Annotated in this window: 20 protein-coding genes; 16 read left to right on the top strand and 4 right to left on the bottom strand. The window is 65.3% G+C overall.

Going from position 1 to position 21378, the window contains the following annotated elements; genetic code table 11:
* Positions 1-17 precede the first annotated feature (17 nt).
* A complete protein-coding gene (locus tag ACFW0H_RS12635; protein ID WP_422914244.1) occupies positions 18-344 on the top strand; it encodes a DMT family transporter in 327 nt (108 codons plus the stop codon).
* A 29-nt stretch (positions 345-373) separates the two neighbouring features.
* Here the strand turns inward: ACFW0H_RS12635 and ACFW0H_RS12630 are convergent, their stop codons facing one another.
* Entirely contained in the window at positions 374-694 is a 321-nt protein-coding gene (locus tag ACFW0H_RS12630) for a DUF2025 family protein (protein ID WP_422914243.1), read from the bottom strand.
* A gap of 175 nt (positions 695-869) precedes the next feature.
* Positions 870-2192 carry an MFS transporter gene (locus ACFW0H_RS12625; RefSeq protein WP_422914242.1) on the bottom strand — a complete coding sequence of 441 codons (1323 nt, stop codon included), beginning with the start codon at positions 2190-2192 and terminating at the stop codon, positions 870-872.
* A gap of 172 nt (positions 2193-2364) precedes the next feature.
* Here ACFW0H_RS12625 and ACFW0H_RS12620 point away from each other — a divergent pair, with 172 nt between their 5' ends.
* The 14 genes from ACFW0H_RS12620 to ACFW0H_RS12555 all read left to right on the top strand — a co-directional run bounded on the left by ACFW0H_RS12620 (position 2365) and on the right by ACFW0H_RS12555 (position 18688).
* Positions 2365-3276, top strand: a complete 912-nt coding sequence (locus tag ACFW0H_RS12620) for a LysR substrate-binding domain-containing protein (RefSeq protein ID WP_422914241.1) — start codon at positions 2365-2367, stop codon at positions 3274-3276.
* A gap of 280 nt (positions 3277-3556) precedes the next feature.
* On the top strand, positions 3557-4990 hold the full coding sequence (locus ACFW0H_RS12615; protein WP_422914240.1) for a catalase: 1434 nt from the start codon (positions 3557-3559) through the stop codon (positions 4988-4990).
* Between the two features lie 302 nt (positions 4991-5292).
* Entirely contained in the window at positions 5293-7377 is a 2085-nt protein-coding gene (locus ACFW0H_RS12610; protein ID WP_422914239.1) for an LTA synthase family protein, read from the top strand.
* A 283-nt stretch (positions 7378-7660) separates the two neighbouring features.
* Positions 7661-8293 carry a maleylacetoacetate isomerase gene (gene maiA, locus ACFW0H_RS12605; protein ID WP_422914238.1) on the top strand — a complete coding sequence of 211 codons (633 nt, stop codon included), beginning with the start codon at positions 7661-7663 and terminating at the stop codon, positions 8291-8293.
* Positions 8294-8435: 142 nt separating this feature from the next.
* A complete protein-coding gene (gene hppD / locus ACFW0H_RS12600) occupies positions 8436-9515 on the top strand; it encodes a 4-hydroxyphenylpyruvate dioxygenase (RefSeq protein ID WP_422914237.1) in 1080 nt (359 codons plus the stop codon).
* A gap of 178 nt (positions 9516-9693) precedes the next feature.
* Complete coding sequence (locus tag ACFW0H_RS12595; RefSeq protein ID WP_422914236.1) at positions 9694-10179, top strand: adenosine-specific kinase; 486 nt, start codon at positions 9694-9696, stop codon at positions 10177-10179.
* A 444-nt stretch (positions 10180-10623) separates the two neighbouring features.
* Complete coding sequence (locus tag ACFW0H_RS12590; protein ID WP_422914235.1) at positions 10624-11298, top strand: thermostable hemolysin; 675 nt, start codon at positions 10624-10626, stop codon at positions 11296-11298.
* Complete coding sequence (locus ACFW0H_RS12585) at positions 11288-12757, top strand: AMP-binding protein (RefSeq protein WP_422914234.1); 1470 nt, start codon at positions 11288-11290, stop codon at positions 12755-12757. The genes ACFW0H_RS12590 and ACFW0H_RS12585 overlap by 11 nt, the downstream gene beginning before the upstream one ends.
* Complete coding sequence (locus ACFW0H_RS12580; RefSeq protein WP_422914233.1) at positions 12754-13428, top strand: TenA family transcriptional regulator; 675 nt, start codon at positions 12754-12756, stop codon at positions 13426-13428. The genes ACFW0H_RS12585 and ACFW0H_RS12580 overlap by 4 nt, the downstream gene beginning before the upstream one ends.
* Positions 13415-14221 carry an SDR family oxidoreductase gene (locus tag ACFW0H_RS12575; protein WP_422914232.1) on the top strand — a complete coding sequence of 269 codons (807 nt, stop codon included), beginning with the start codon at positions 13415-13417 and terminating at the stop codon, positions 14219-14221. The genes ACFW0H_RS12580 and ACFW0H_RS12575 overlap by 14 nt, the downstream gene beginning before the upstream one ends.
* Complete coding sequence (locus ACFW0H_RS12570; protein WP_422914231.1) at positions 14218-14862, top strand: tetratricopeptide repeat protein; 645 nt, start codon at positions 14218-14220, stop codon at positions 14860-14862. Before ACFW0H_RS12575 ends, ACFW0H_RS12570 begins: the two co-directional genes overlap by 4 nt.
* 8 nt (positions 14863-14870) lie before the next feature.
* Complete coding sequence (locus tag ACFW0H_RS12565) at positions 14871-15533, top strand: response regulator (RefSeq protein WP_422914230.1); 663 nt, start codon at positions 14871-14873, stop codon at positions 15531-15533.
* On the top strand, positions 15530-16906 hold the full coding sequence (locus tag ACFW0H_RS12560) for an ATP-binding protein (protein ID WP_422914229.1): 1377 nt from the start codon (positions 15530-15532) through the stop codon (positions 16904-16906). Before ACFW0H_RS12565 ends, ACFW0H_RS12560 begins: the two co-directional genes overlap by 4 nt.
* Positions 16907-17122: 216 nt before the next feature.
* Positions 17123-18688, top strand: a complete 1566-nt coding sequence (locus ACFW0H_RS12555; RefSeq protein WP_422914228.1) for a BCCT family transporter — start codon at positions 17123-17125, stop codon at positions 18686-18688.
* Between the two features lie 148 nt (positions 18689-18836).
* Here ACFW0H_RS12555 and ACFW0H_RS12550 read toward each other — a convergent pair whose 3' ends face one another.
* Together ACFW0H_RS12550 and ACFW0H_RS12545 are read right to left on the bottom strand one after the other, a co-directional pair.
* Entirely contained in the window at positions 18837-19322 is a 486-nt protein-coding gene (locus ACFW0H_RS12550; protein WP_422914227.1) for an SgcJ/EcaC family oxidoreductase, read from the bottom strand.
* A 263-nt stretch (positions 19323-19585) separates the two neighbouring features.
* Complete coding sequence (locus ACFW0H_RS12545; protein ID WP_422914226.1) at positions 19586-20200, bottom strand: LysE family translocator; 615 nt, start codon at positions 20198-20200, stop codon at positions 19586-19588.
* A 68-nt stretch (positions 20201-20268) separates the two neighbouring features.
* On the opposite strand from ACFW0H_RS12545, the gene ACFW0H_RS12540 reads away from it, so the two are divergent.
* Entirely contained in the window at positions 20269-21186 is a 918-nt protein-coding gene (locus tag ACFW0H_RS12540) for a LysR family transcriptional regulator (protein WP_422914225.1), read from the top strand.
* Positions 21187-21378 lie beyond the last annotated feature (192 nt).

The raw sequence follows: 21378 nt of genomic DNA, 5'->3' as shown, positions 1-21378 counted from the left end.
ATGCAAGGGATGACCCAATGACTCCGACAAACTCCTGGCTGCTGCTGGTCGTCGCCGGCCTGCTGGAAGTGGCCTTCGCCCTCGGCCTGAAAACCGCCAACGGCCTGCAGCGCCCCTGGATGCTGGCAGGCACCCTGCTGGTACTCGCCGGCAGCCTGGGCCTGCTGACCCTGGCCCTGCGCCACCTGCCGGTGGGCACCGCCTACGCGGTGTGGACCGGCATAGGCGCGGCGGGTACGGCCCTGGCGGGTGTGCTCTGGATGGGGGATTCCGCCTCCATCGGCCGGCTGGCCTGCCTGGGGCTGATCCTGGGCGGAGTGATGGGGCTGCGCTGGTTGCCCTGAGCGAAGAGCCCGGGGCCGCCGCCCCCTTTTCAGAGCCGGCGGCGCTCGGCGCTGATTTCCGGCAGGTCGGTCCGGCGCAGGTAGACCTGCAGGACTTCGGAAAAATTGAGGCGGTCGTTGATGTTCTGTTCCAGCAGGATCTGCAGGCATTCGCGGCTCAAGGTCATCACCTGGCCGGTTTTCGCCGCCCAGACGAACTCGCAGGCCGGGGTGATGCTGTCGTCCGGCACGTCCATGCCGAACGAGTCCTCGCTGAAGCGCACGATGTACTTGCCCAGCTTGCGGTTGAATCCGACGAATCCCTCGAGGGCGTCGGCGGCGTTGCAGATATCGGCGGAGGTGATGCTCATGCTGTACTTCCCGGTCTGGATGGAGAGGGTTGCGCACGCATGGAAGGCAGGAATGCCCCACTCTGGCCGGTGGGTAGGCGAGTCATTCTGCCAGCACCGCCCCTTGCCTGGGATAGTGCGACGAGGGACAGGTTGTCGCACCTCCGGCAGCCGGGCCGGAGGTGCGCATCCGCACTCAGTGCGCCGGCTGGACGATGGCGTTGCCGGGCAGCGCCGGCAACCGCGCCAGGTGCAGGGCCACGGCCACCGCCACCGCCAGCAGGGTGCCGACGAACAGGCCGATGCCTTCCCAGCCATAGTTGTGCCAGAACAGACCACCCAGGGTACCGGCCAGGCTGGAGCCGACGTAGTAGCTGAACACGTACAGGGACGTGGCCTGGCCCTTGGCGCGCTGGGCGCGGCGGCCGATCCAGCTGCTGGCCACCGAGTGGGCGCCGAAGAAGCCGAAGGTGAAGATCGCCATGCCGGCCAGGATCACCCCCAGGTTGCTGAACAGGGTCAGCAGCAGACCGCCCAGCGTCAGCAGGATGGTCGCCCAGAGCACCTTGCGCCGACCCAGCTTGTCGGCCAGGGAACCGACCCAGGCCGAGCTGTAGATGCCCGACAGGTAGACCACCGAGAGCACGCCCACCAGGGTCTGGCTCATCTGGAACGGCGCGGCCAGCAGGCGGTAGCCGATGTAGTTGAACAGGGTGACGAAGGCGCCCATCAGCAGGAAGCCGATGAGGAACAGCCAGGGCAGGCCGGCGTCGCGAAAATGCAGGCGATAGCCTTCCACCAGGGTCGCGGGCTTGAGCGGCGTCGGACGGAAATGCTTCGACTCCGGCAATGCCCGCCAGAACACCAGGCCGGCCACCAGGCCCATGCCGCCCAGCACCGCCAAGACCACGTGCCAGGAGACGAAGTCCACCAGCACGCCGCTGAGCAGACGCCCGCTCATGCCGCCGATGGCGTTGCCGCTGATGTAGAGCCCCATGGACAGACCCAGGTGCTGCGGATGGATTTCCTCACTCAGGTAGGTCATCGCCACGGCGGCCAGGCCGCTCAGGGACAGGCCCACCAGGGCCCGCATCACCAGCACGCCTTCCCAGGTCGGCATGGCCGCGCTGGCCAGGGTCAGCAGGGCAGCGGCGATCAGGGAAACCACCATCATCGGCTTGCGGCCAACGGCATCGGACAGCGGGCCGGTCACCAGCAGGCCGAGGGCGAGCATGGCGGTAGACACCGAGAGCGCCAGGCTGCTCTGGGCGGCGCTGATGGAAAAGGCCTTGGACAGCACCGGCATCATCGGCTGGATGCAGTACAGCAGGGCGAAAGTGGCGAAACCGCCGGAGAACAGCGCCAGCGAGGTGCGCATGAACTGGGGCGTGCCTTTGCGGATGTAGGTGGGGAGTTCCGGGTCGTTGGCGGCGCCGGGCAGCTCGGCGGCTGCGTCACGGGCCGCCTCGCTAAGCGCGGGTTCGTCTTCGGTCTTGAGTACTGCCTGGGATTTGCTCACGGGGCACCTTCGGGAGTTTGCGGCGAGCAGGCACAACGATGCCGTGCCGCCTGAATCTGGGGCTGGGAATTCGTTGTTGGGGTTATGGGGCAAAGGATATAGAGCGGTTTACATTATCTCCAATATATTGTTCGACACATTTGATACTCAAAACATATCAATAGGCCGCCCCATGGAACTAAGACACCTGCGCTACTTCATTGCCGTCGCCGAGGAGCTGCACTTCGGCCGGGCGGCCGAACAGCTGGGCATCTCCCAGCCGCCCCTGAGCCAGCAGATCCAGGCCCTGGAGGACGAGATCGGCGCCCGCCTGCTGGAGCGCACCAACCGCAGGGTGGAGCTGACCGAGGCCGGCCGCCGCTTCCTCGACGAGGCCCGCCAGGTGCTGGCGCAGGTGGACAAGGCGGTGCAACTGGCGCGCCGCGCCCATCGCGGCGAACTGGGGGAACTGAAGGTGGGCTTCACCTCTTCGGCGCCCTTCACCTCCACCATTCCCCGCAGCATCCACGCCTTCCGCCAGGCCTATCCGGAGGTGCACCTGGAGCTTCACGAGATGAGTAGCGCCGAAACGGTCAAGGCTCTGCTGGCGGACAGCCTGCAGGTCGGGGTGATCCGCCCCCTCGCCCTACCGGAGAACCTGGTGGCGGTAGAACTGTTCAACGAACCCCTGGTGGCGGTGCTGCGGGCCGATCACCCCCTGGCCCAGGGCAGCGAAGAAGGCATCGCCATCGCCGCCCTGGCCGAGGAACCCTTCGTGTTCTTCCCCCGCACCTTCGGCACCGGCCTCTACGACCAGTTGCTCGCCCTCGCCCGCGAGGCCGGCTACACCCCGCGCATCGCCCAGGAGGCCAGCGAGGCCATGACCATCATCGGCCTGGTATCCGCAGGGCTGGGGGTTTCGGTGCTGCCAGCCTCGTTCCGACGCACACGGGTGGACGGCGTGGTCCACCGCACCCTGCTGGACCCGGGCGCCACCACCGCCGTTTGGCTGGTGCGCAAGCGCGCCGAACGCTCGCCCCTGGCGCTGGCTTTCGTCGACCTGGTGACCCGCGAGGCCGCCGCTCTCCGCGACCGCAAACCGTAGGGTGGATAGCGCTTTTCTATCCACCTTCCCGGTGGAAATCCGCCTTGCGGATTTTCACCCTACGAAAGTCTCCAGCCCTTTCCGACGACGACGGCAGGGTCAGCTACCTCGCCATCGTGCGCAATCCGGAGGCTGGCGCTGCCCCGCTGAGTCCGGGGCCGACGGTCGGCCAGGCGGTCGCGAAGGCCTCGTCTAAGCTTTTCGCACGTTTGCGTTGCGAGTCCCGAGCGGGGCTGTCGTCGCCCGTCGCGAACCCTTGCAACCCATGGAGAGGCCCGAGATGACCAAGAAACTGACCAATGCCACCGGCGCGCCGGTGGTGGACAACCTCAATATCCAGACCGCCGGCCCGCGCGGCCCGGCGCTGTTGCAGGACATCTGGCTGATCGAGAAACTCGCGCACTTCGACCGCGAAGTGATCCCCGAACGGCGCATGCATGCCAAGGGTGCCGGCGCCTACGGCACCTTCACCGTCACCCACGACATCACCGGTTACACGCGCGCCAGCATCTTCTCCAAGGTGGGCAAGCAAACCCCGCTCTTCCTGCGCTTCTCCACCGTCGCCGGCGAACGCGGCGCAGCCGACGCCGAACGCGACATCCGTGGCTTCGCGGTGAAGTTCTACACCGACGAAGGCAACTGGGACATCGTCGGCAACAACACCCCGGTGTTCTTCTTCCGCGACCCGCTGCGGTTTCCCGACCTCAACCATGCGGTCAAGCGCGACCCGCGCACCGGCCTGCGCAGCGCGGCCAATAACTGGGACTTCTGGACCCTGCTGCCCGAAGCCCTGCACCAGATCACCATCGTCATGAGCGACCGTGGCATTCCGAAGACCTACCGGCACATGCACGGTTTCGGCAGCCACACCTTCAGCCTGCTCAACGCGAAGAACGAGCGGGTCTGGGTCAAGTTCCACTTCAAGACCCAGCAAGGCATCGAGAACCTCAGCGACAGCGAAGCCGCCCAGGTGATAGGCGGCGACCGCGAGAGCCACCTGCGTGACCTCTACGACAGCATCGAGAAGGGCGACTTCCCGCGCTGGACCCTGCACATCCAGGTGATGACCGAGGAGCAGGCGCGCAAGCACAAGCACAACCCCTTCGACCTCACCAAGGTCTGGCCCCATGGTGACTACCCCTTGATCGAAGTGGGCGTGATGGAGCTGAACAAGAACCCGGAAAACCACTTCGCCGAAGTGGAACAGGCGGCCTTCTCCCCGGCCAACATAGTCCCCGGCATCGGCTTCTCGCCGGACAAGATGCTCCAGGCGCGGCTCTTCTCCTACGGCGACGCCCAGCGCTACCGCCTGGGGGTGAACTTCAACCTGATCCCGGTGAATGCCCCGCGCTGCCCGTACAACAGCTACCACCGCGACGGTTTCATGCGCACCGACAGCAACGCCGGCTCCACCATCGCCCACTACCCCAACAGCCAGGGCATCTGGGAGGACAGTCAGGCGCTGGCCGAACCGCCGCTGCCGCTGGACGGCGATGCCGCCAACTGGGACCACCGGGTCGACGTGGACCACTTCGAGCAGCCCGGCAACCTGTTCCGTCTGATGTCGCCGGCGCAGCAACAACTGCTGTTCGAGAACACCGCGCGCGGCATGGGTGACGCGCCGCTGGAGGTGAAGCGGCGCCATGTCGCCAACTGCACCAAGGCCGACCCGGCCTACGGCGCTGGCGTAGCCAAGGCGCTCGGCCTGGGTTGACGCCCGGGAGAACCTCGTAGGAGCGAGCTCTGCTCGCGAACTGAAGCACTTCGCGAGCAGAGCTCGCTCCTACAGGGATACACAGAGCCGCCCCCATCGCTCTGCGCAGCATTGAAACAGTCCGACACACCTTGGCGTCGCCCTCCTCCCCCGTTCGACGTTTTCTTCACACTTTTTCTGGCAAAGTCCGTCGGCTTCGGCGGGTCTTGCTGGAACCAATGTGCCATCAGGTGGTCTACTTGCCCCCGGCCTCCCCCAGAAGTGCCGCCCCGTCTTGAGTAGATCTATGGATGCTTGATCGCATGACCGCACAGGAACCCGTAACCACCCGGCAGGCCTCGTTCAGCCTGGACAGACCCACCGTCAAGAGCCACCTGGCCTTCACCTTGCTCAGTGCGTGCGCGCTGCTGGTGATGTACAGCCTGTTACGGGTGGCGCTGCTGGCGTACAACAGCGACCAGATTGGCGACAGCCCAGCCTCGGTCTTCGTCGAAGCCTTCTACAACGGCCTGCGCTTCGACGCCCGGGTGGTTGTATTCGCCTGCGTCCCCCTGCTGCTGTCCCTGCTCAGCGTTCGCGCCATGGCCGCCCGTGGCCTGCACCGGCTCTGGCTGACCGCCTTCGCCAGCCTGACCCTGTTCCTCGGCATCAGCGAGCTGGACTTCTATCGCGAATTCCACCAGCGCCTGAACAGCCTGGTGTTCCAGTACCTGCAGGAAGACCTGGGTACAGTCGCCAGCATGATCTGGAACGGCTTCCCGGTTGGCCGCTACCTGATCGCCTGGGCCCTGGCCACCGCCCTGCTCTACCTGATGTTCCGCGGCCTGGACCTGGCGAGCCGCCCGCGCGCCCGCGCCATCGCCCAATCCGCCGCGACCAGCGCCTCGCCCTGGTTCGGCCGCCTGGCGATCTTCATGATCTGCCTGGTGGTAGCCGTGGTCGCCGCGCGCGGCCACCTGCGCCAGGGCCCGCCGCTGCGCTGGGGCGACGCCTTCACCACCGACTCCATGTTCGCCAACCAGTTGGGCCTGAACGGCACCCTGACCCTGGTGGACGCCGCCAAGGCCAACTTCTCCTCCCACCGCGACAACGCCTGGAAGGCCACCCTGCCCGAGGATGAGGCCCTGGCGAGCGTGCGCGAAATGCTGCTGACCCCCAACGACAAGCTGGTGGACGCCGACAAGGCCGCCATCCGTCGTGACTTCACCCCGCCGGCCGAAGGCACCCTGCCGATCCGCAACGTGGTGGTGATCCTCATGGAAAGCTTCGCCGGCCGCTACGTCGGCGCCCTGGGCAACCAGGACGGCATCACCCCCTACTTCGACAAACTGGCCAAGGAGGGTCTGCTGTTCGACCGCTTCTTCTCCAACGGCACCCATACCCACCAGGGGATGTTCGCCACCATGGCCTGCTTCCCCAACCTGCCGAGCTTCGAGTACCTGATGCGCACCCCGGAGGGCGCGCACCAGTTCTCCGGCCTGCCGCAACTGCTCAGCACCCGCGACTACAACGACCTGTACGTCTACAACGGCAACTTCCAGTGGGATAACCAGTCCGGCTTCTTCAGCAACCAGGGCATGACCCGCTTCATCGGCCGCGAGGACTTCGTCAACCCGGTGTTCATGGACAAGACCTGGGGCGTGTCCGACCAGGACATGTTCGACCGTGGCGCCGCCGAACTGGCCAAGATGCCCACCGACAAGCCCTTCTACGCCCTGCTGCAGACGCTCTCCAACCACACGCCCTATGCCTTGCCGACCGACCTGCCGGTGGAAAAGGTCACCGGCCACGGCGCCCATGACGAACACCTGACCGCCATGCGCTACGCCGACTGGGCCCTGGGCCAGTTCTTCGAGAAGGCCCGCAAGGAGCCCTACTTCAAGGACACCCTGTTCGTGGTGGTGGGCGACCATGGCTTCGGCAGCGACAAGCAGCTCACCGAAATGGACCTGTTCCGCTTCAACGTACCGCTGCTGCTGATCGGTCCGGGCGTGCAGGAGAAGTTCGGCACCCTCAACCACAACGTCGCCACCCAGATCGACATCGTGCCCACCATCATGGGCCGCCTGGGCGGCGAAGTGCGCCACCAGTGCTGGGGCCGCGACCTGCTCAACCTGCCGGAGGGCGACCCGGGCATCGGCGTGATCAAGCCTTCGGGCGGCGAGCAGACCGTCGCCATCGTCAGCAGTGACCGCATCCTGATCCAGCCGAAGGACTTCCCGCCGCGTCTGTACCAGTACCAGCTGGGCGCCGACGCCAAGGCCGAACGCGTCCCCGGCGACAGCGATCCGCGTCTGCACAAATACCTGGAAGCCTTCCTCCAGACCGCCACCGGCAGCCTGCTGAACAACACCGCGGGCGTCCGCGACGCCAAGCAGAACCAGTGATGACAAGGCCCCCGCAAATGCGGGGGCCTTTCATTTTGTAGGGGCGAGTTCATTCGCCAAGGGCTGCGCAGCGGCCCCGTGCAGCTCCACTGGGCAGACCTACGGTCTGCTTGGCGAATGAATTCGCCCCTACACTTTTTCCCCACGCCATCCGCCCCCGCCCTTCGTTCGCCGCTTGACAGCCCCAGCCTCAACCCGCAAATTACGCAAAGTGTAAATTGATTACGAAAATAACAACGCCGGCTTCCGGACCCTCCCGGACCGCCTGCCGCCGAGTGATGCCATGGATCTCTACACCTATTACCGCTCCACCTCCTCCTACCGGGTGCGCATCGCCCTGGCCCTGAAGGGGCTGGAAGCCCGGCACATCCCGGTGAACCTGATCCAGGACGGCGGCCAGCAGCACAAGCCGGAATACCAGGCGATCAACCCCCAAGGCCGCGTGCCCAGCCTGCGCACCGACGAAGGCCAGGTGTTGATCCAGTCCCCCGCCATCATCGAATACCTCGAAGAACGCTATCCCCAGCCCGCCCTGCTCCCCCAGGACCTGGACGCCCGCGCCCGCCAGCGTGCGGTGGCGGCGATCATCGGCTGCGATATCCACCCCCTGCACAACGTCGCGGTCCTCAACCGCCTGCGCGGCCTGAAGGTGGAGGAAGCGGAGGTGATGAACTGGATTCGTCACTGGATCGCGGAGGGCTTCAACGCGGTCGAAGCCTTGATAGGCGATGAAGGCTTCTGTTTCGGCGAGCCGGGCCTGGCCGACGTTTACCTGCTACCGCAGGTCTATGCCGCCCGACGCTTCGAGCTGGACCTGTCACACTATCCGAAGATCGCCCGGGTCGAACGCCTCGCCCTCGAGCATCCGGCCTTCATCCAGGCGCACCCCGATCAGCAAGCCGATAAACCGGCCTGAGGCCACGCCCATGAAAAGCCTCGGATTCAAAGTCACCATTGGCGACTACCTCGCCCGCAGCGTACGCGGCATATCCTGCGCGCCACCAACTGCCACCTCGCATTGAACCCATACTTCCAATACATGCTTGAGGTGCAAAAAAATGGCTGACATCTTCGAAAACCCCATGGGCCTGTGCGGCTTCGAATTCATCGAGTTCGCCTCCCCCACCCCGAACACCCTGGAACCCATCTTCGCCATGATGGGCTTCACCAAGGTCGCCACCCACCGCTCCAAGGACGTGCACCTGTATCGCCAGGGCGAGATCAACCTGATCCTCAACAACGAGCCGAAGAGCCAGGCCGCCTATTTCGCCGCCGAGCACGGCCCGTCCGTCTGCGGCATGGCCTTCCGCGTGAAGAACTCGCACCAGGCCTACGCCCGCGCCCTGGAATTGGGCGCCCAGCCCATCGACATCCCCACCGGCCCGATGGAACTGCGCTTGCCGGCGATCAAAGGCATCGGCGGCGCGCCGCTGTACCTGATCGACCGCTTCGGCGAAGGCTCCTCGATCTATGACATCGACTTCGAATTCATCGAAGGCGTCGACCGCCACCCGAAAGGCGCCGGCCTGAAGCTCATCGACCACCTGACCCACAACGTCTACCGCGGCCGCATGGCCTACTGGGCGGACTTCTACGAGAAACTGTTCAACTTCCGCGAGATCCGCTACTTCGACATCAAGGGCGAGTACACCGGCCTGACCTCCAAGGCCATGACCGCGCCGGACGGCAAGATCCGCATCCCGCTGAACGAGGAGTCCTCCAAGGGCTCGGGGCAGATCGAAGAGTTCCTGATGCAGTTCAACGGCGAAGGCATCCAGCACGTGGCCTTCTTCACCGATGACCTGGTCAAGACCTGGGACGAGCTGAAGGCCCTGGGCATGCGCTTCATGACCCCGCCGCCGGGCACCTACTACGAAATGCTCCCGGGCCGCCTGCCGGAGCATGGCGAACCCACCGAGGAGCTGCAGGCGCGCGGCATCCTGCTGGACGGCACCACCGAAGGCGGCAACAAGCGCCTGCTGCTGCAGATCTTCTCGGAAACCCTGATGGGCCCGGTGTTCTTCGAGTTCATCCAGCGCAAGGGCGACGACGGCTTCGGCGAAGGCAACTTCAAGGCCCTGTTCGAATCCATCGAACGCGACCAGATCCGCCGTGGCGTGCTGAGCACCGACGAATAAGGCGCGATCGTCCAGGAAAGACCCGGCTTGCGCCGGGTTTTTCTTTTCTGCCGGAATGGCAGACAAAACCGCGTAGGGTGCGCTGCGCGCACCAGAATCTTCGCGCGAGACAGCCGGTGCGCGCGGCGCACCCTACGGAAGCGCCCTATGCTTTCCATGGGGGTTGGAGGCGCTTCACATGCAACTCATCAGCGTGCCCATCGAAAAGCCGGACGCCATCAACTTCATCTTCGGCCAGACCCACTTCATCAAGTCAGTCGAGGATATCCACGAAACCCTGGTGGGCGCCGTGCCCGGCATCCGCTTCGGGCTGGCCTTCTGCGAGGCCTCGGGCAAGTGCCTGGTGCGCTGCTCGGGCACCGACGAGGCCATGCTCGACCTGGCCCGCAGGAACGCCCTGGCCATTGGCGCCGGGCACAGCTTCATCGTCTTCCTCGGCGAAGGCTTCTACCCGGTCAATGTGCTCAACGCCCTGAAACTGGTGCCGGAGGTTTGCCGTATCTTCTGCGCCACCGCCAATCCGACCCAGGTGATCCTCGCCAAGACCGAGCAGGGCTGTGGTGTGCTCGGCGTGGTGGATGGTTTCTCACCCCAGGGCGTCGAGAACGAGGAAGACGTCGCCTGGCGCAAGGGGCTGTTGCGGCAGATCGGCTACAAGCTATAGGCGAGACTCTTGCCTTTCCTGTAGGAGCGAATTCATTCGCGAATGACCATGGGCACCCGGCCAGCCCCAACCTCCCTCTCCCCCGGCCCCTCTCCCTGAAGAGGAGAGGGGTGACTCGCGCCAGCGAGTGCAGAGCCATCCTGAAGGCCCGCAGGATGGGTTGAGCTTGCGATACCCATCGATTCCTGGCTCATGGGTATGGCACGACCAACTCCGCCGCACTTCCGAGGAGGCAAAAAAAAAGCTGCCATCGCCGGCAGCTTCAGTTTGCACCCTGGCACGTCCTGTGCCCTTTCTGTTCCTGCATGCAGATTGCCCCACCAGCATGACGCCCGCGTGTCCGCGGAATGACCGATTGACGACAGGCGCGCGGACCATCTTCAGGGTCCCTTAAGACTTCCGCCGGATACTCCCTCCATACACCAATTCGCCTGGAGGGCACCGATGAACAGCGCCGAGTGGAATGCCCTGTTCCCATTGGGTTTCGGTCAAAAATCGCAGCAACACTACCTGTCCCTGTTGCTGGCGGGCGATCCCGGGCGCCCCCAGGTCGAAGACTTCGTGCACCGCCGTTTTCTCAGCGCCCATGGCGCCGACATCCGCCAGTTCATGCCCGAACTGCTCGGCATGCGCAATTACCACGGTGCCCTGAGCGCCGCAGCCGGCATTCGCCTGGCCGAGCAAGGACCGCTGTTTCTCGAGCAGTACCTGGCGGCACCGGCGCAGTCCCTGATCTCCAGCCTGACCGCACGCCCGGTCACGCGCAGCGAAGTGGTGGAAGTGGGCAACCTGGCCTCGATCAATGCCGGCAATGCACGGCTGATCATCGTTGCCGTCACCTGGCTGCTGAACCTGCGTGGCCTTGAATGGGTGGTGTTCACCGGCGCACCGGCACTTATCAACAGTTTCCGCCGCCTGGGGCTGTCCCCCCTGCACCTCGGGGATGCCGACCCCACCCGCCTGGGCGAGGAACAACAGCAATGGGGCACCTACTACGAGCAGAAACCCCAGGTGTTCACAGGCAATATCCGCTATGGCTTCGAACAGCTGCAGCGCGCCGGTATCTTCACCCGCCTGGGTTTTCCTGAAGCGGTGGGGGCGACCAACCATGCAGCCTGAAGCGTTGCGCACCACCCTGCGCGAATACGCCAGCCGGCTGCCGCAGCCCCTGGCCCTGCGCGGCGACACCCGGCGTTACACCTACGCCCAGCTGCTGGCCGAAGTGGAGCGGCGCGAGGAGCTGCTGCGCGCCGAACCCGAGGGCGTACTCGCCCTGGGCCTGGACAACGGCCCCGAAGCGCTGCTCTGGGACCTGGCGGCGCTCTTTGCCGGGCGCCCCAGCCTGACCCTGCCACCCTTTTTCAGCCCGCAGCAGCGCGCCCATTGCCTGGCGCAATGCCAGGTAGGCCTGGCCGTGGCCGACGCCGGTTTCTCCACAGAACTGGAGGCCGCCGGCTTCCAGGCCGACGGCACCTTCTGGCGCAAGGCTGTCAGCAGCCGCGCGTCCCTGCCCGCCGGAACCGCCAAGATCACCTACACCTCCGGCACCACCGGCCAGCCGAAGGGCGTTTGCCTGGGTGCCGAAACCCTGCTGCGGGTCGCCCACGAACTGGAAATCGCCAGCCGTAGCACCGCCCCGGCCCATTACCTGGCCGTCCTGCCCCTGGCAGTACTGCTGGAAAACCTCGGCGTCTTCGCCGCGCTGCTGGCGGGCGCCTGCGTCACCCTGCTGCCGCAGCGGCAGATGGGCATACAGGGCGCCAGCGGGGTGGACTGGCCGAAGCTGCTCGCCACCCTCGTCCTCAGCGGTGCGCAGAGCCTGATCCTGGTACCGCAACTGCTCCTGGGCCTGGTCACCGCCATCGAACGCGGGCACCTGGGCGCAGGGCAGTTTCGTTTCGTCGCCGTGGGCGGCGCGCGGGTGTCCCAGGACCTGCTGGCCCGCGCGGGCAAGGTCGGCCTGCCGGTCTTCGAAGGCTACGGGCTCTCCGAGTGCGCGTCGGTGGTCTGCCTCAACCGTCCTGGCGCCAACCGCCCCGGTAGCGTCGGCCAACCCTTGCCCCACGTGCGAGTACGCCTGGCGGAAGACGGCGAAGTGCTGGTCAGCGGCTCCGCCCTGCTCGGCTACCTGGGCGAGCCGCCCTATGCCGGCGACTGGTGGCCCACGGGCGACCTGGGCGAGTTCGACACCGACGGTTACCTGCACCTCAAGGGCCGCAAGAAGCACCAGTTCATCACCAGTTTCGGCCGCAACGTGAATCCGGACTGGGTCGAGGCCGAACTGACCCAGCGCGGCGTGATCGCCCAGGCCTTCGTCCATGGCGAGGGCCTGCCGGGCAACCTGGCCCTGCTCTGGCCGCTGGACCCGGCCTGCACCGAGCAGGAGCTGGCCGATGCCGTGGCCCATGCCAATTCCGCCCTCCCCGACTACGCGCGGATAAGGGCCTGGTGCCGCCTGGCGGCACCCTTCAGCAGCGCCGACGGACTGCTCACCAGCAATGGCCGACTGCGCCGCGAGGCCATCCTCGCGCATTACCGCACCACCCTGCTCGAACTCGAGAACGAGGTAGAACCATGAGTTTCTTCGACCAGCTGCAAGCCGCCACCGCCCGCGAACGGGAAGCGCTGTTCAGCGTTCCGGTGATTCGCGAGGCCCTGGAGGGCCAGGTCAGCCTGGAGGGCTATCGCGCCTTTCTCGGCCAGGCCTATCACCACGTGCGCCACACGGTGCCGCTGATGATGGCTTGCGGCGCACGCCTGCCGGCACGCCTTGAATGGCTGCGCGGCGCCGTCTGCGAATACATAGACGAGGAATACGGCCACGAGCGCTGGATCCTCAATGACATCACCGCCTGTGGCGGCGATGCCGAGGCCGCGAGCCGCAGCCGCCCGTCCCTGCCCATCGAGCTGATGGTGGCCTACCTCTACGATCTGATCGCCCGCGGCAACCCGGTGGGCCTGTTCGGCATGGTCAACGTGCTCGAAGGCACCAGCATCGCCCTGGCCACCCAGGCCGCCGGCGCCATTCGCGAGGGCCTCGGCCTGCCCGCGGAAGCCTTCAGCTACCTGTCCTCCCACGGCGCGCTGGACCAGGACCACATGGTCACCTACCGCCGCCTGATGGACCGGCTGGAAGACGAAGACGACCAGCAGGCGGTGATCCACGCTGCCAAGGTGGTCTACCAGCTCTATGCCGAAATGTTCCGTGGCCTGCCCCGGGCCGGCGAGGTGAACCATGCGTCTCACTGATTGCCGCGTCCTGCTCACCGGTGCCAGCGGCGGCATCGGCCTGGCCCTGGCCGAGCAACTCTGCGCCCGCGGCGCCCAGGTCCTGGCGGTAAGCCGCCAGCGCGATGCCCTGGCCGCGCTGAGCCAGCGTTATCCACAGCGGTTGTCGTGGGTGGGCGCCGACCTGCGCCGTGCCCAGGAGCGCCAGCGCGTGCTGGAAGCCGCCCGCGACCTGGGCGGGGTCAATCTGCTGGTGAATGCCGCCGGAGTGAACCGCTTCGCCATGCTGGAACAGATGGACGACCAGCAGATCGAGGACATGCTCACCCTCAATGTCACCGCCAGCCTGCAACTGACCCGCGGCCTCCTGCCGCTACTGCGCCAGCAGAGCCACGCCCTGGTGGTCAACGTCGGCTCCACCTACGGCTCCATCGGTTACCCCGGCTACGCGGCCTACTGCGCGAGCAAGTTCGCCCTGCGCGGCTTTTCCGAGGCGCTGCGCCGGGAATTGGCCGATACCTCGGTGAACGTGCTCTACGTTGCCCCGCGCGCTACCCGCACCAGCATGAACAGCCAGGCGGCCATGGCCCTCAACGCCGAACTCAAGGTCGGCATGGACGAGCCGGAAACGGTGGCCGCCGCGGTGATCGCCGCCATCGAGAAAGACCTCAGCGAGCTCTACCTGGGCTGGCCGGAGAAATTCTTCGTCCGCCTCAACGGCATGCTGCCCGGCCTGGTGGACCGCGCCCTGCACAAGCAGCTGCCGATCATCCGCCGCTTCAGCACAGCCCACCACGGCAAGGACCACCCATGATGAACAAGCTCATCTGCGCCTTCGGCCTGTACCTGATCCTCAGCATTCCGGCCTGGGCCCTGGACGACGGTGGCAACCAGCGACTGGCTGCCATCCAGCAGCGCTGGGCGGAAGTCCAGTACCAGGTTCCGGAAAAACAGCGGGCTGCCGAGTTCGAGAAACTGGCCGCGCAGAGCGGCGCCTTCACCCGCAGCGCCCCCCAGGCCGCCGAGGCCTGGATCTGGCATGGCATCGTCACCAGCAGTTGGGCCGGCGCCGAAGGCGGCCTGGGCGCCCTGGGCAAGGTCAAGGACGCCCGCGCCGCCCTGGAGCGCGCCATCCAGCTCGACCCGCGTGCTCTGCAAGGCTCGGCCTACACCAGCCTGGGCGCCCTCTACGATCGGGTGCCGGGCTGGCCGGTGAGCTTCGGCGACGAGGAAAAGGCCGACCAGTTGCTGCGCAAGGCGCTGGAAATAAATCCGACGGGCATCGACAGCCTGTACTTCTGGGGTGATCACCTCTTCCGCCAAGGCCACCCCGACCAGGCCCGCGAAGCCCTGCTCAAGGCCAAGGCGGCGGCGCCGCGCCCGGGCCGCGAACTCGCCGACCAGGGTCGCCGCCAGGAAATCGATGCTTTACTGCAGGAAATCCAGAAAGACTAAGGCGGCCCATGCGACTCCTTCTCGTCGAAGACGACAATGCCCTCGGCGCGGGGATGCGCGCAGGCCTGCGCCAGGAGGGCTACACCATCGACTGGCTGACTGATGGCGTCAGCGCCCTTCACGCCCTGCAGAGCGAAGACTTCGACCTGGCCATACTCGACCTGGGCCTGCCGCGACTGGACGGCGTGCAGGTGCTGCAGCAGCTGCGCGCCGGCGGCTCCACCCTGCCGGTGCTGGTGCTGACCGCCCGCGACACCACCGAAGACCGCATCCTCGGCCTGGATGCCGGCGCCGACGACTACCTGGTCAAACCCTTCGACCTCAACGAACTCAAGGCTCGCCTGCGCGCCCTGCTGCGGCGCAGCGCCGGCCGGCCGCAGATGCTGATCGAATACGCCGGCGTGGTGCTCGACCCGGCCAGCCAGCAGGTCAGCTACCAGGGCAACCCGGTGGCCCTGACGCCCAAGGAATACCAGCTGCTCCACGAACTGCTCTCGCAACCGGGCAAGGTACTGACCCGCGAGCGCCTGGTGCAGACCCTCTACGGCTGGGACGAGGAAGCCGAAAGCAACACGCTGGAGGTGCACATCCACCACCTGCGCAAGAAACTCTCCAGCGACCTCATACGCACCGTGCGCGGAATCGGCTACCTGGTGGACGGACGCCCATGACCTCACTGCGCCGCCGCACCCTGTGGCTGGTGATGGTTCTGCTGCTGATCGGCACCCTGCTCATCGTCTATCTCAACTACCGCGACAGCAGCCACGAAATCGAGGAAATCTACGACGCCCAGCTGGCGCAGAACGCCCGCCTGCTGCTGGGGGTGATGCGCATGCCCCTGGCCAGCGCCGAACGGGACGCGCTCTACCGCGCCTTCAACGACGCCCTGAGCCGCGCCGAGCCGCGCAAGGTCGGCCATCCCTACGAAAGCAAGCTGGCTTTCCATGTCTGGAACCGCGAGGGCCACAACCTGGTGCATTCGGCAAGCGCACCGCCCTTCGACCACGCCCCCATCCGCACCGGGTTCCACAGCCTCCATCTCGCCGGCCACCACTGGCGCGGTTTCGTCCTGCCGGACCCGGAACAGGGCCTGCTGATCTGGGTGGGCGAGCGCGACGACGTGCGCCAGGACCTGGTGCAGCGCATCGTCCGCCATACCCTATGGCCGAACCTGATGGGCATCCTGATCCTCGCCACCCTGGTCTGGCTGGCCATCGGCTGGGGTTTGCGCCCCTTGCAGAATATGGCGCGGGTGATCCGCAGCCGCCACGCCGATTCCCTGGCACCCCTGCAGATCGTTCCCCTGCCCCGGGAACTGGAACCCATGCAGGCGGCGATCAACCGCCTGCTCGGGCAGATCGAACAGTTGCTCCAGCGCGAGCGTCGCTTCATCGGCGACGCCGCCCACGAGATGCGCACGCCGCTGGCGGTGCTGCGCCTGCACGCGCAGAACGCCCTGGAAGCCGACAGCGAGGAACAGCGTGCCGAGGCCTTGCGCTTCCTGACCCTGGGCGTCGACCGGCTGACGCGGGTGGTCCAGCAGTTGCTGACCATGGCGCGCATGGAGCCGGAACTGGCACGGCAGAAATGGCAGCCCCTGGACCTGGAGTCACGGGTCTGCGAGCACCTGGCGGAGCTCACGCCGCTGCTGCTGGACAGGGGCCTGGAGTTGGCCCTCGAGGTGGCCGAGGGTGATTACCACACCACCAGCGACGCCGCCGCCATCGGCATCGCCCTGCAGAACCTGGTCACCAATGCCGCCAACTTCTCCCCCCAGGGCGGCGAAGTGAAGGTCAGCCTGCGCGAAGACGGCGATGACTTCTTCCTGCTGCGGGTGGAAGACCAGGGCCCGGGCATCGACGAAGCCAAGCTGTCGCGTCTGTTCGAGCGCTTCTACAGCGAGGACAACCCCCAAGGCGCCGGCCTCGGCCTGGCCATCGTGCAGATGGTCGCCAGCCGCCTGGGCGGGAGCATCGCCCTGCGCAACCGCGAAGGCGGCGGCCTCTGCGCCGACCTGCGGCTACCCCGCCTGGCGCCACAGTGATTCCGGGCGGGCCGAGGCTCGGCCCGGAGTCGCTGGTCACTGTCCCACGCAGAGACCGGTCAGGCAGCAGCCCGGTCGCAATTGGATCTGCCAGCATCGTTCACGCATAAGACTCAGGCCACCTGGCGCGCGACCATTGAGGGGCACTAATTATTGCCCGCTGCGGCAGGCTCCACACCTCAATAGAACAAAAGTACCAAGGGCTTGAGGAGGCTTATGCAAAAAACACCTGATTCACCCGTCGACAAAGTCGTCTTCTGGGTGGCTGTCATGATTTCGGCCTCGCTGGTCGCAGGGGGATCGCTCTGGCCCGAGGCTATGACGAAGGCGTCGCAGGCGGTGCTGAACAAAATCATCGACTGGTTCGGTTGGAGTTTCGTCTTCTCTACCGCGTTCTTCCTGGGCTTCGCGCTGTTCCTGGCCTTCAGCCGTTTCGGCCGAATCAAGCTGGGCAAGGACGAGGAGCAACCCGAGTTCAGTACGTCGTCGTGGATCGCGATGATGTTCAGCGTCGGCATGGGCATCGGGCTGATGTTCTGGGGCGTGGCCGAACCGATCACTCACTTTGCGACGCTACCCCACGGACTGGCGGAGCCGCACTCCAGGGAAGCGGCCAAGCTGGCAATGGGGTACGCCTACTTCCACTGGGCGTTCCACCCCTGGGCGATCTACGCCATCGTCGGCCTGGTGATTGCCTACTTCTCGTTCCGCAAAGGGTTGCCGAACCTGATCTCCAGCGCCTTTACGCCGCTGATCGGTGAAGCGGGCGTGCGCGGGCCGCTGGGCAAGTCGATCGACGTGCTGGCGGTACTGGCCACTCTTTTCGGCACCGCCACCTCGCTCGGCCTGGGCGCGCAGCAGATCAACAGCGGCTTGAACTACCTCTGGCACACCGGAGAATCCACTGGCATCTCGCTGACGATCATCGTGGTGATGACGGTGCTCTTCATCCTCTCCGCGGTATCCGGCGTGGGCAAGGGGGTGCAGTTCCTGAGCAACCTCAACATGGTGGTCGCGGTGCTCTTGCTGCTGTTCCTGGCGGCGGTGGGCCCCACTGTGTTCATCATGAACACGCTGGTCGCCTCGATAGGGGAATACCTCCAGGAACTGATACCGATGTCGTTTCGCACCGCGGCCTTCAGCGATGGCAAGTGGCTCGCTGGCTGGACCATCTTCTACTGGGCCTGGTGGATCTCCTGGGCACCGTTCGTGGGCACCTTCATCGCGCGGATCTCGCGGGGTCGCACCATTCGCGAGTTCGTCATCGGCGTCATCTTCATTCCCAGTGGGGTGACGATGGTGTGGTTCGCGATCATGGGCGGCTCGGCCCTGTACTCCGAGCTGGCTGGCGCCGGCGGCATCGCCGCAGCCGTGAACGACCAGGGACCGGCAGTCGCGCTGTTCACCCTGCTGGCTCAGTATCCCGCCGCCGCGCTGACCTCGTTTGTGGCCTGCGTGCTGGTCGGCGTGTTCTTCATCTCGGGGGCCGACGCCGGCGCCATCGTCATGGGCATGCTGTGTGCCCGCGGCGACCTGGACCCGCCGAAGAGGCTGGTGGTGCTGTGGGGCGCGCTGACCAGTGCGGCGGCCTCGGTGCTGCTGGTGATGGGCGGCCTGGCTGCGTTGCAGACCGCAGCCATCATCTTCGCCGCACCGTTCCTGGCGGTGATGGTGGGGCTGTGCGTGTCGCTGTGGAAGTCTCTGCTGAATGAGCGCAAGCCCGGCGCGGAGCACGACTCGCTCGCCGCCCTCCACGATCCAATGCGCGCCGTTTCGGATTAAGGGCTCACACCGGAATCAGGCGCTGCATCGATTCGGATGCCCGCCTGGTGCCAACCGGGCTCGGACAGGGATTGGCCGGAAGCAGCCCAAGCTGCTGCTTCCGGCCAGAAGTGGTCGTTCTGGTGAAGTGTCATGCGCCTTCGGCGCCTCAATTCTTCTCTGGCATGGCGGACGAGTGATGGCTGGTGATCAGCCACTGCTGTCCGTCCCACTTGTAGGTGTACGTGTAGCGAGCTTTTACCTCGGTGCCAGTAGCGCCGAATGTGAATGTATAGAGCCCGGCGTCAATCGCCGTATTGCAGTCGATCTCTATCATTCTCCAGTCGATCCGACCCACCGGCTTGTTTGCCAGGAAGTGATGGAAGTAGTCCTCCTTTTCGGATGGGGTCAGTCGCGGCTTGTTCGACACGGTAGGAAGCAGGATGGAGCGCTCGGCATAGTTGGCGACAACCTTGTGCGGATCGCCGGTTTGCAGTGAGCGATTCCACCGATCAAACAAGGCCGAGATTTCTTGCTCACTGGTTGCCTTGCAGACTTCCGTGTTTCCAGTGCCGGACTCCAGTTTCGACGAGCCTGAAGTACAGCCTGCAAGAACGAGGACCAGCGCCGCTGGCACGATAGTTGAGTTTTTCATTGTTGGTCTTCTGAGAGGCGAAAACAGTGGGGATTGACTGCTGGTTATGCGACAGGGTTCCACGAGAGGTACGACACGGATAGCAAACCCGGGCGGTCAAAGCAGTATAGGCAGCAAATCGAATCAGGCTGCCGGCATGCCAGCAGCGTCCACAACTCCCGCTATTGGCCGCTAGCAAAAGACAGCAAGGGGCCAGATGCGCAAACAGCCTCTCCGCTCCTGCTCCTCCTTCAATGGCCCGACGCCCCATGATCCAAAGCCTGTCAATGCGTGCCGCGCAGCGCCAACAAAGCCCCGAAACCTACCAACAGGCCTCCGAAGACCCGGTCGATCCAATGCCGCCCAGCCAGCAGCATCTCGCGCACCCGGCCAGCCGAGAAGCACAGCGCCACCAGGCTGAACCAGCCAACGTGCGCTGCTGCGATGAAACCGCCATAGGCAACCTGCGTCGCTAATGCCGTGTCCGACCTCACCACCTGCATGAACAAACTGACGATGAACACGGAAGTCTTGGGATTGAGTGCGTTCGTGAGCAAGCCTGTACGCAGCGCCGCGATGTCCGAGAGAGCCGCCAGCGGAGTGTCCACTTGGTCGGTCGCGGGTTTGGCACGAAGCATTTTCACGCCCAGATGAACCAGGTAGGCGGCTCCGGCCAGCTTCAGCGCGTCGAACAACCACAGCGACTGCTGAAGCAGCAAGCCCAAGCCGAGCAGCGTGTAGCTGACATGGACCAGCACTCCCAGGCCAATACCAACGGCCGTAAGCACTCCGGCGCGCCGGGACAGGAGCAGACCATTGCGGGAGACCATGGCGAAATCCGGTCCCGGACTGATGCAGGCAAGTAGGGTTATGCTGATTACAGCTATCCATTCGCTCATGGACGCACCTTGTTGTAGAGGGGTGATGACCTGGCGATTATCCTGGGCTTTGACGTAGGCTGCTAACGATGAATTCTGAGAATATTAGTGAGCTGGACTCACCAACTCGCAATGCCCGTATGCCTTCGCTGCTAGCCCTGCGCTGTTTCGAGGCAGCCGCACGCCTGGGGAGTTTCAGTCGCGCGGCTACGGAGCTGCACCTGACTCCAAGCGCCATCAGCCGCTCAGTGCGCTTGCTTGAGGATGACTTGGAGATTGCACTGTTCGAGCGCCGACGCCAGCGCGTGTTTTTGACGCAAGCAGGCGAGCGGCTGGCACAAGCGGTCGGTGACGGCCTCGGCCTGATGGCTCAGGCCGTCAAGGAATTGAGGGAAAGCAGCCGGCGTTCTCGTCAGCTCGTGCTCTCGTGCGAGCCGACGTTGTTGATGCGCTGGCTTATCCCCCGATGGGGTGAGTTTCAGGCGCGCCATCCAGGGCACGAGATCCACTTGGTAGCGGGTGGAGGGATGTTCTCCTTCGACCAGGGCATTGATCTAGCCATCCGCCGCGACGACTTCCCTTGGCCCGAGCACTACCATGCCGAGGCCCTGTTTGCAGAGCGAGTCGGCCCAGTGTGTCGTCCGGATAAAGTCGCCGATTGGTTCACCAGCCGCGGCGGACGCCTTCGCTCCAAGGCCCCTGTACTGGACACCAGGACCAGACTCCGGGCCTGGCGGGAATGGGCTGATGCTGCTGGCCAGCCACCGCCGACACAAACAGCACAAGCCTTCGAGCACTTCTACTTCAGCCTGCAAGCCGCTGTCGCCGGCCTGGGTGTGGCGATAGGCCCTTGGCACCAGGTATGCGACGACCTGCAGAGCGGCATCCTGGCAGCTCCCCTTGGTTTCGTTGAAGACGGCTCTCGCTATTGCCTGCTTTTCCCTGAAGCGCCCCAATCAGGCAGTCTGGAAATGGACTTGCTGGAATGGTTACGAATGACAGGCTGAGGTGGATCCGCAGGGCGTGCATCACGATGATCCCGGTCATCAATGAAATATCATCGCCCATGGCACGAACGAGCCAGTGAATGGAGCCGCTAGGGAAATGGCTTCGAACCGGCCATCACGAAGACTAAAAAAGCCCGGAGAATCCGGGCCAAGGGTTGCGCTAAAAGTTGGACCTTCCTTTGACAGCGTGAC

The organism is Metapseudomonas cellulosilytica, from assembly GCF_049334135.1.
Classification (GTDB): domain Bacteria; phylum Pseudomonadota; class Gammaproteobacteria; order Pseudomonadales; family Pseudomonadaceae; genus Metapseudomonas.
This window is presented reverse-complemented; position numbering and strand designations above follow the sequence as displayed.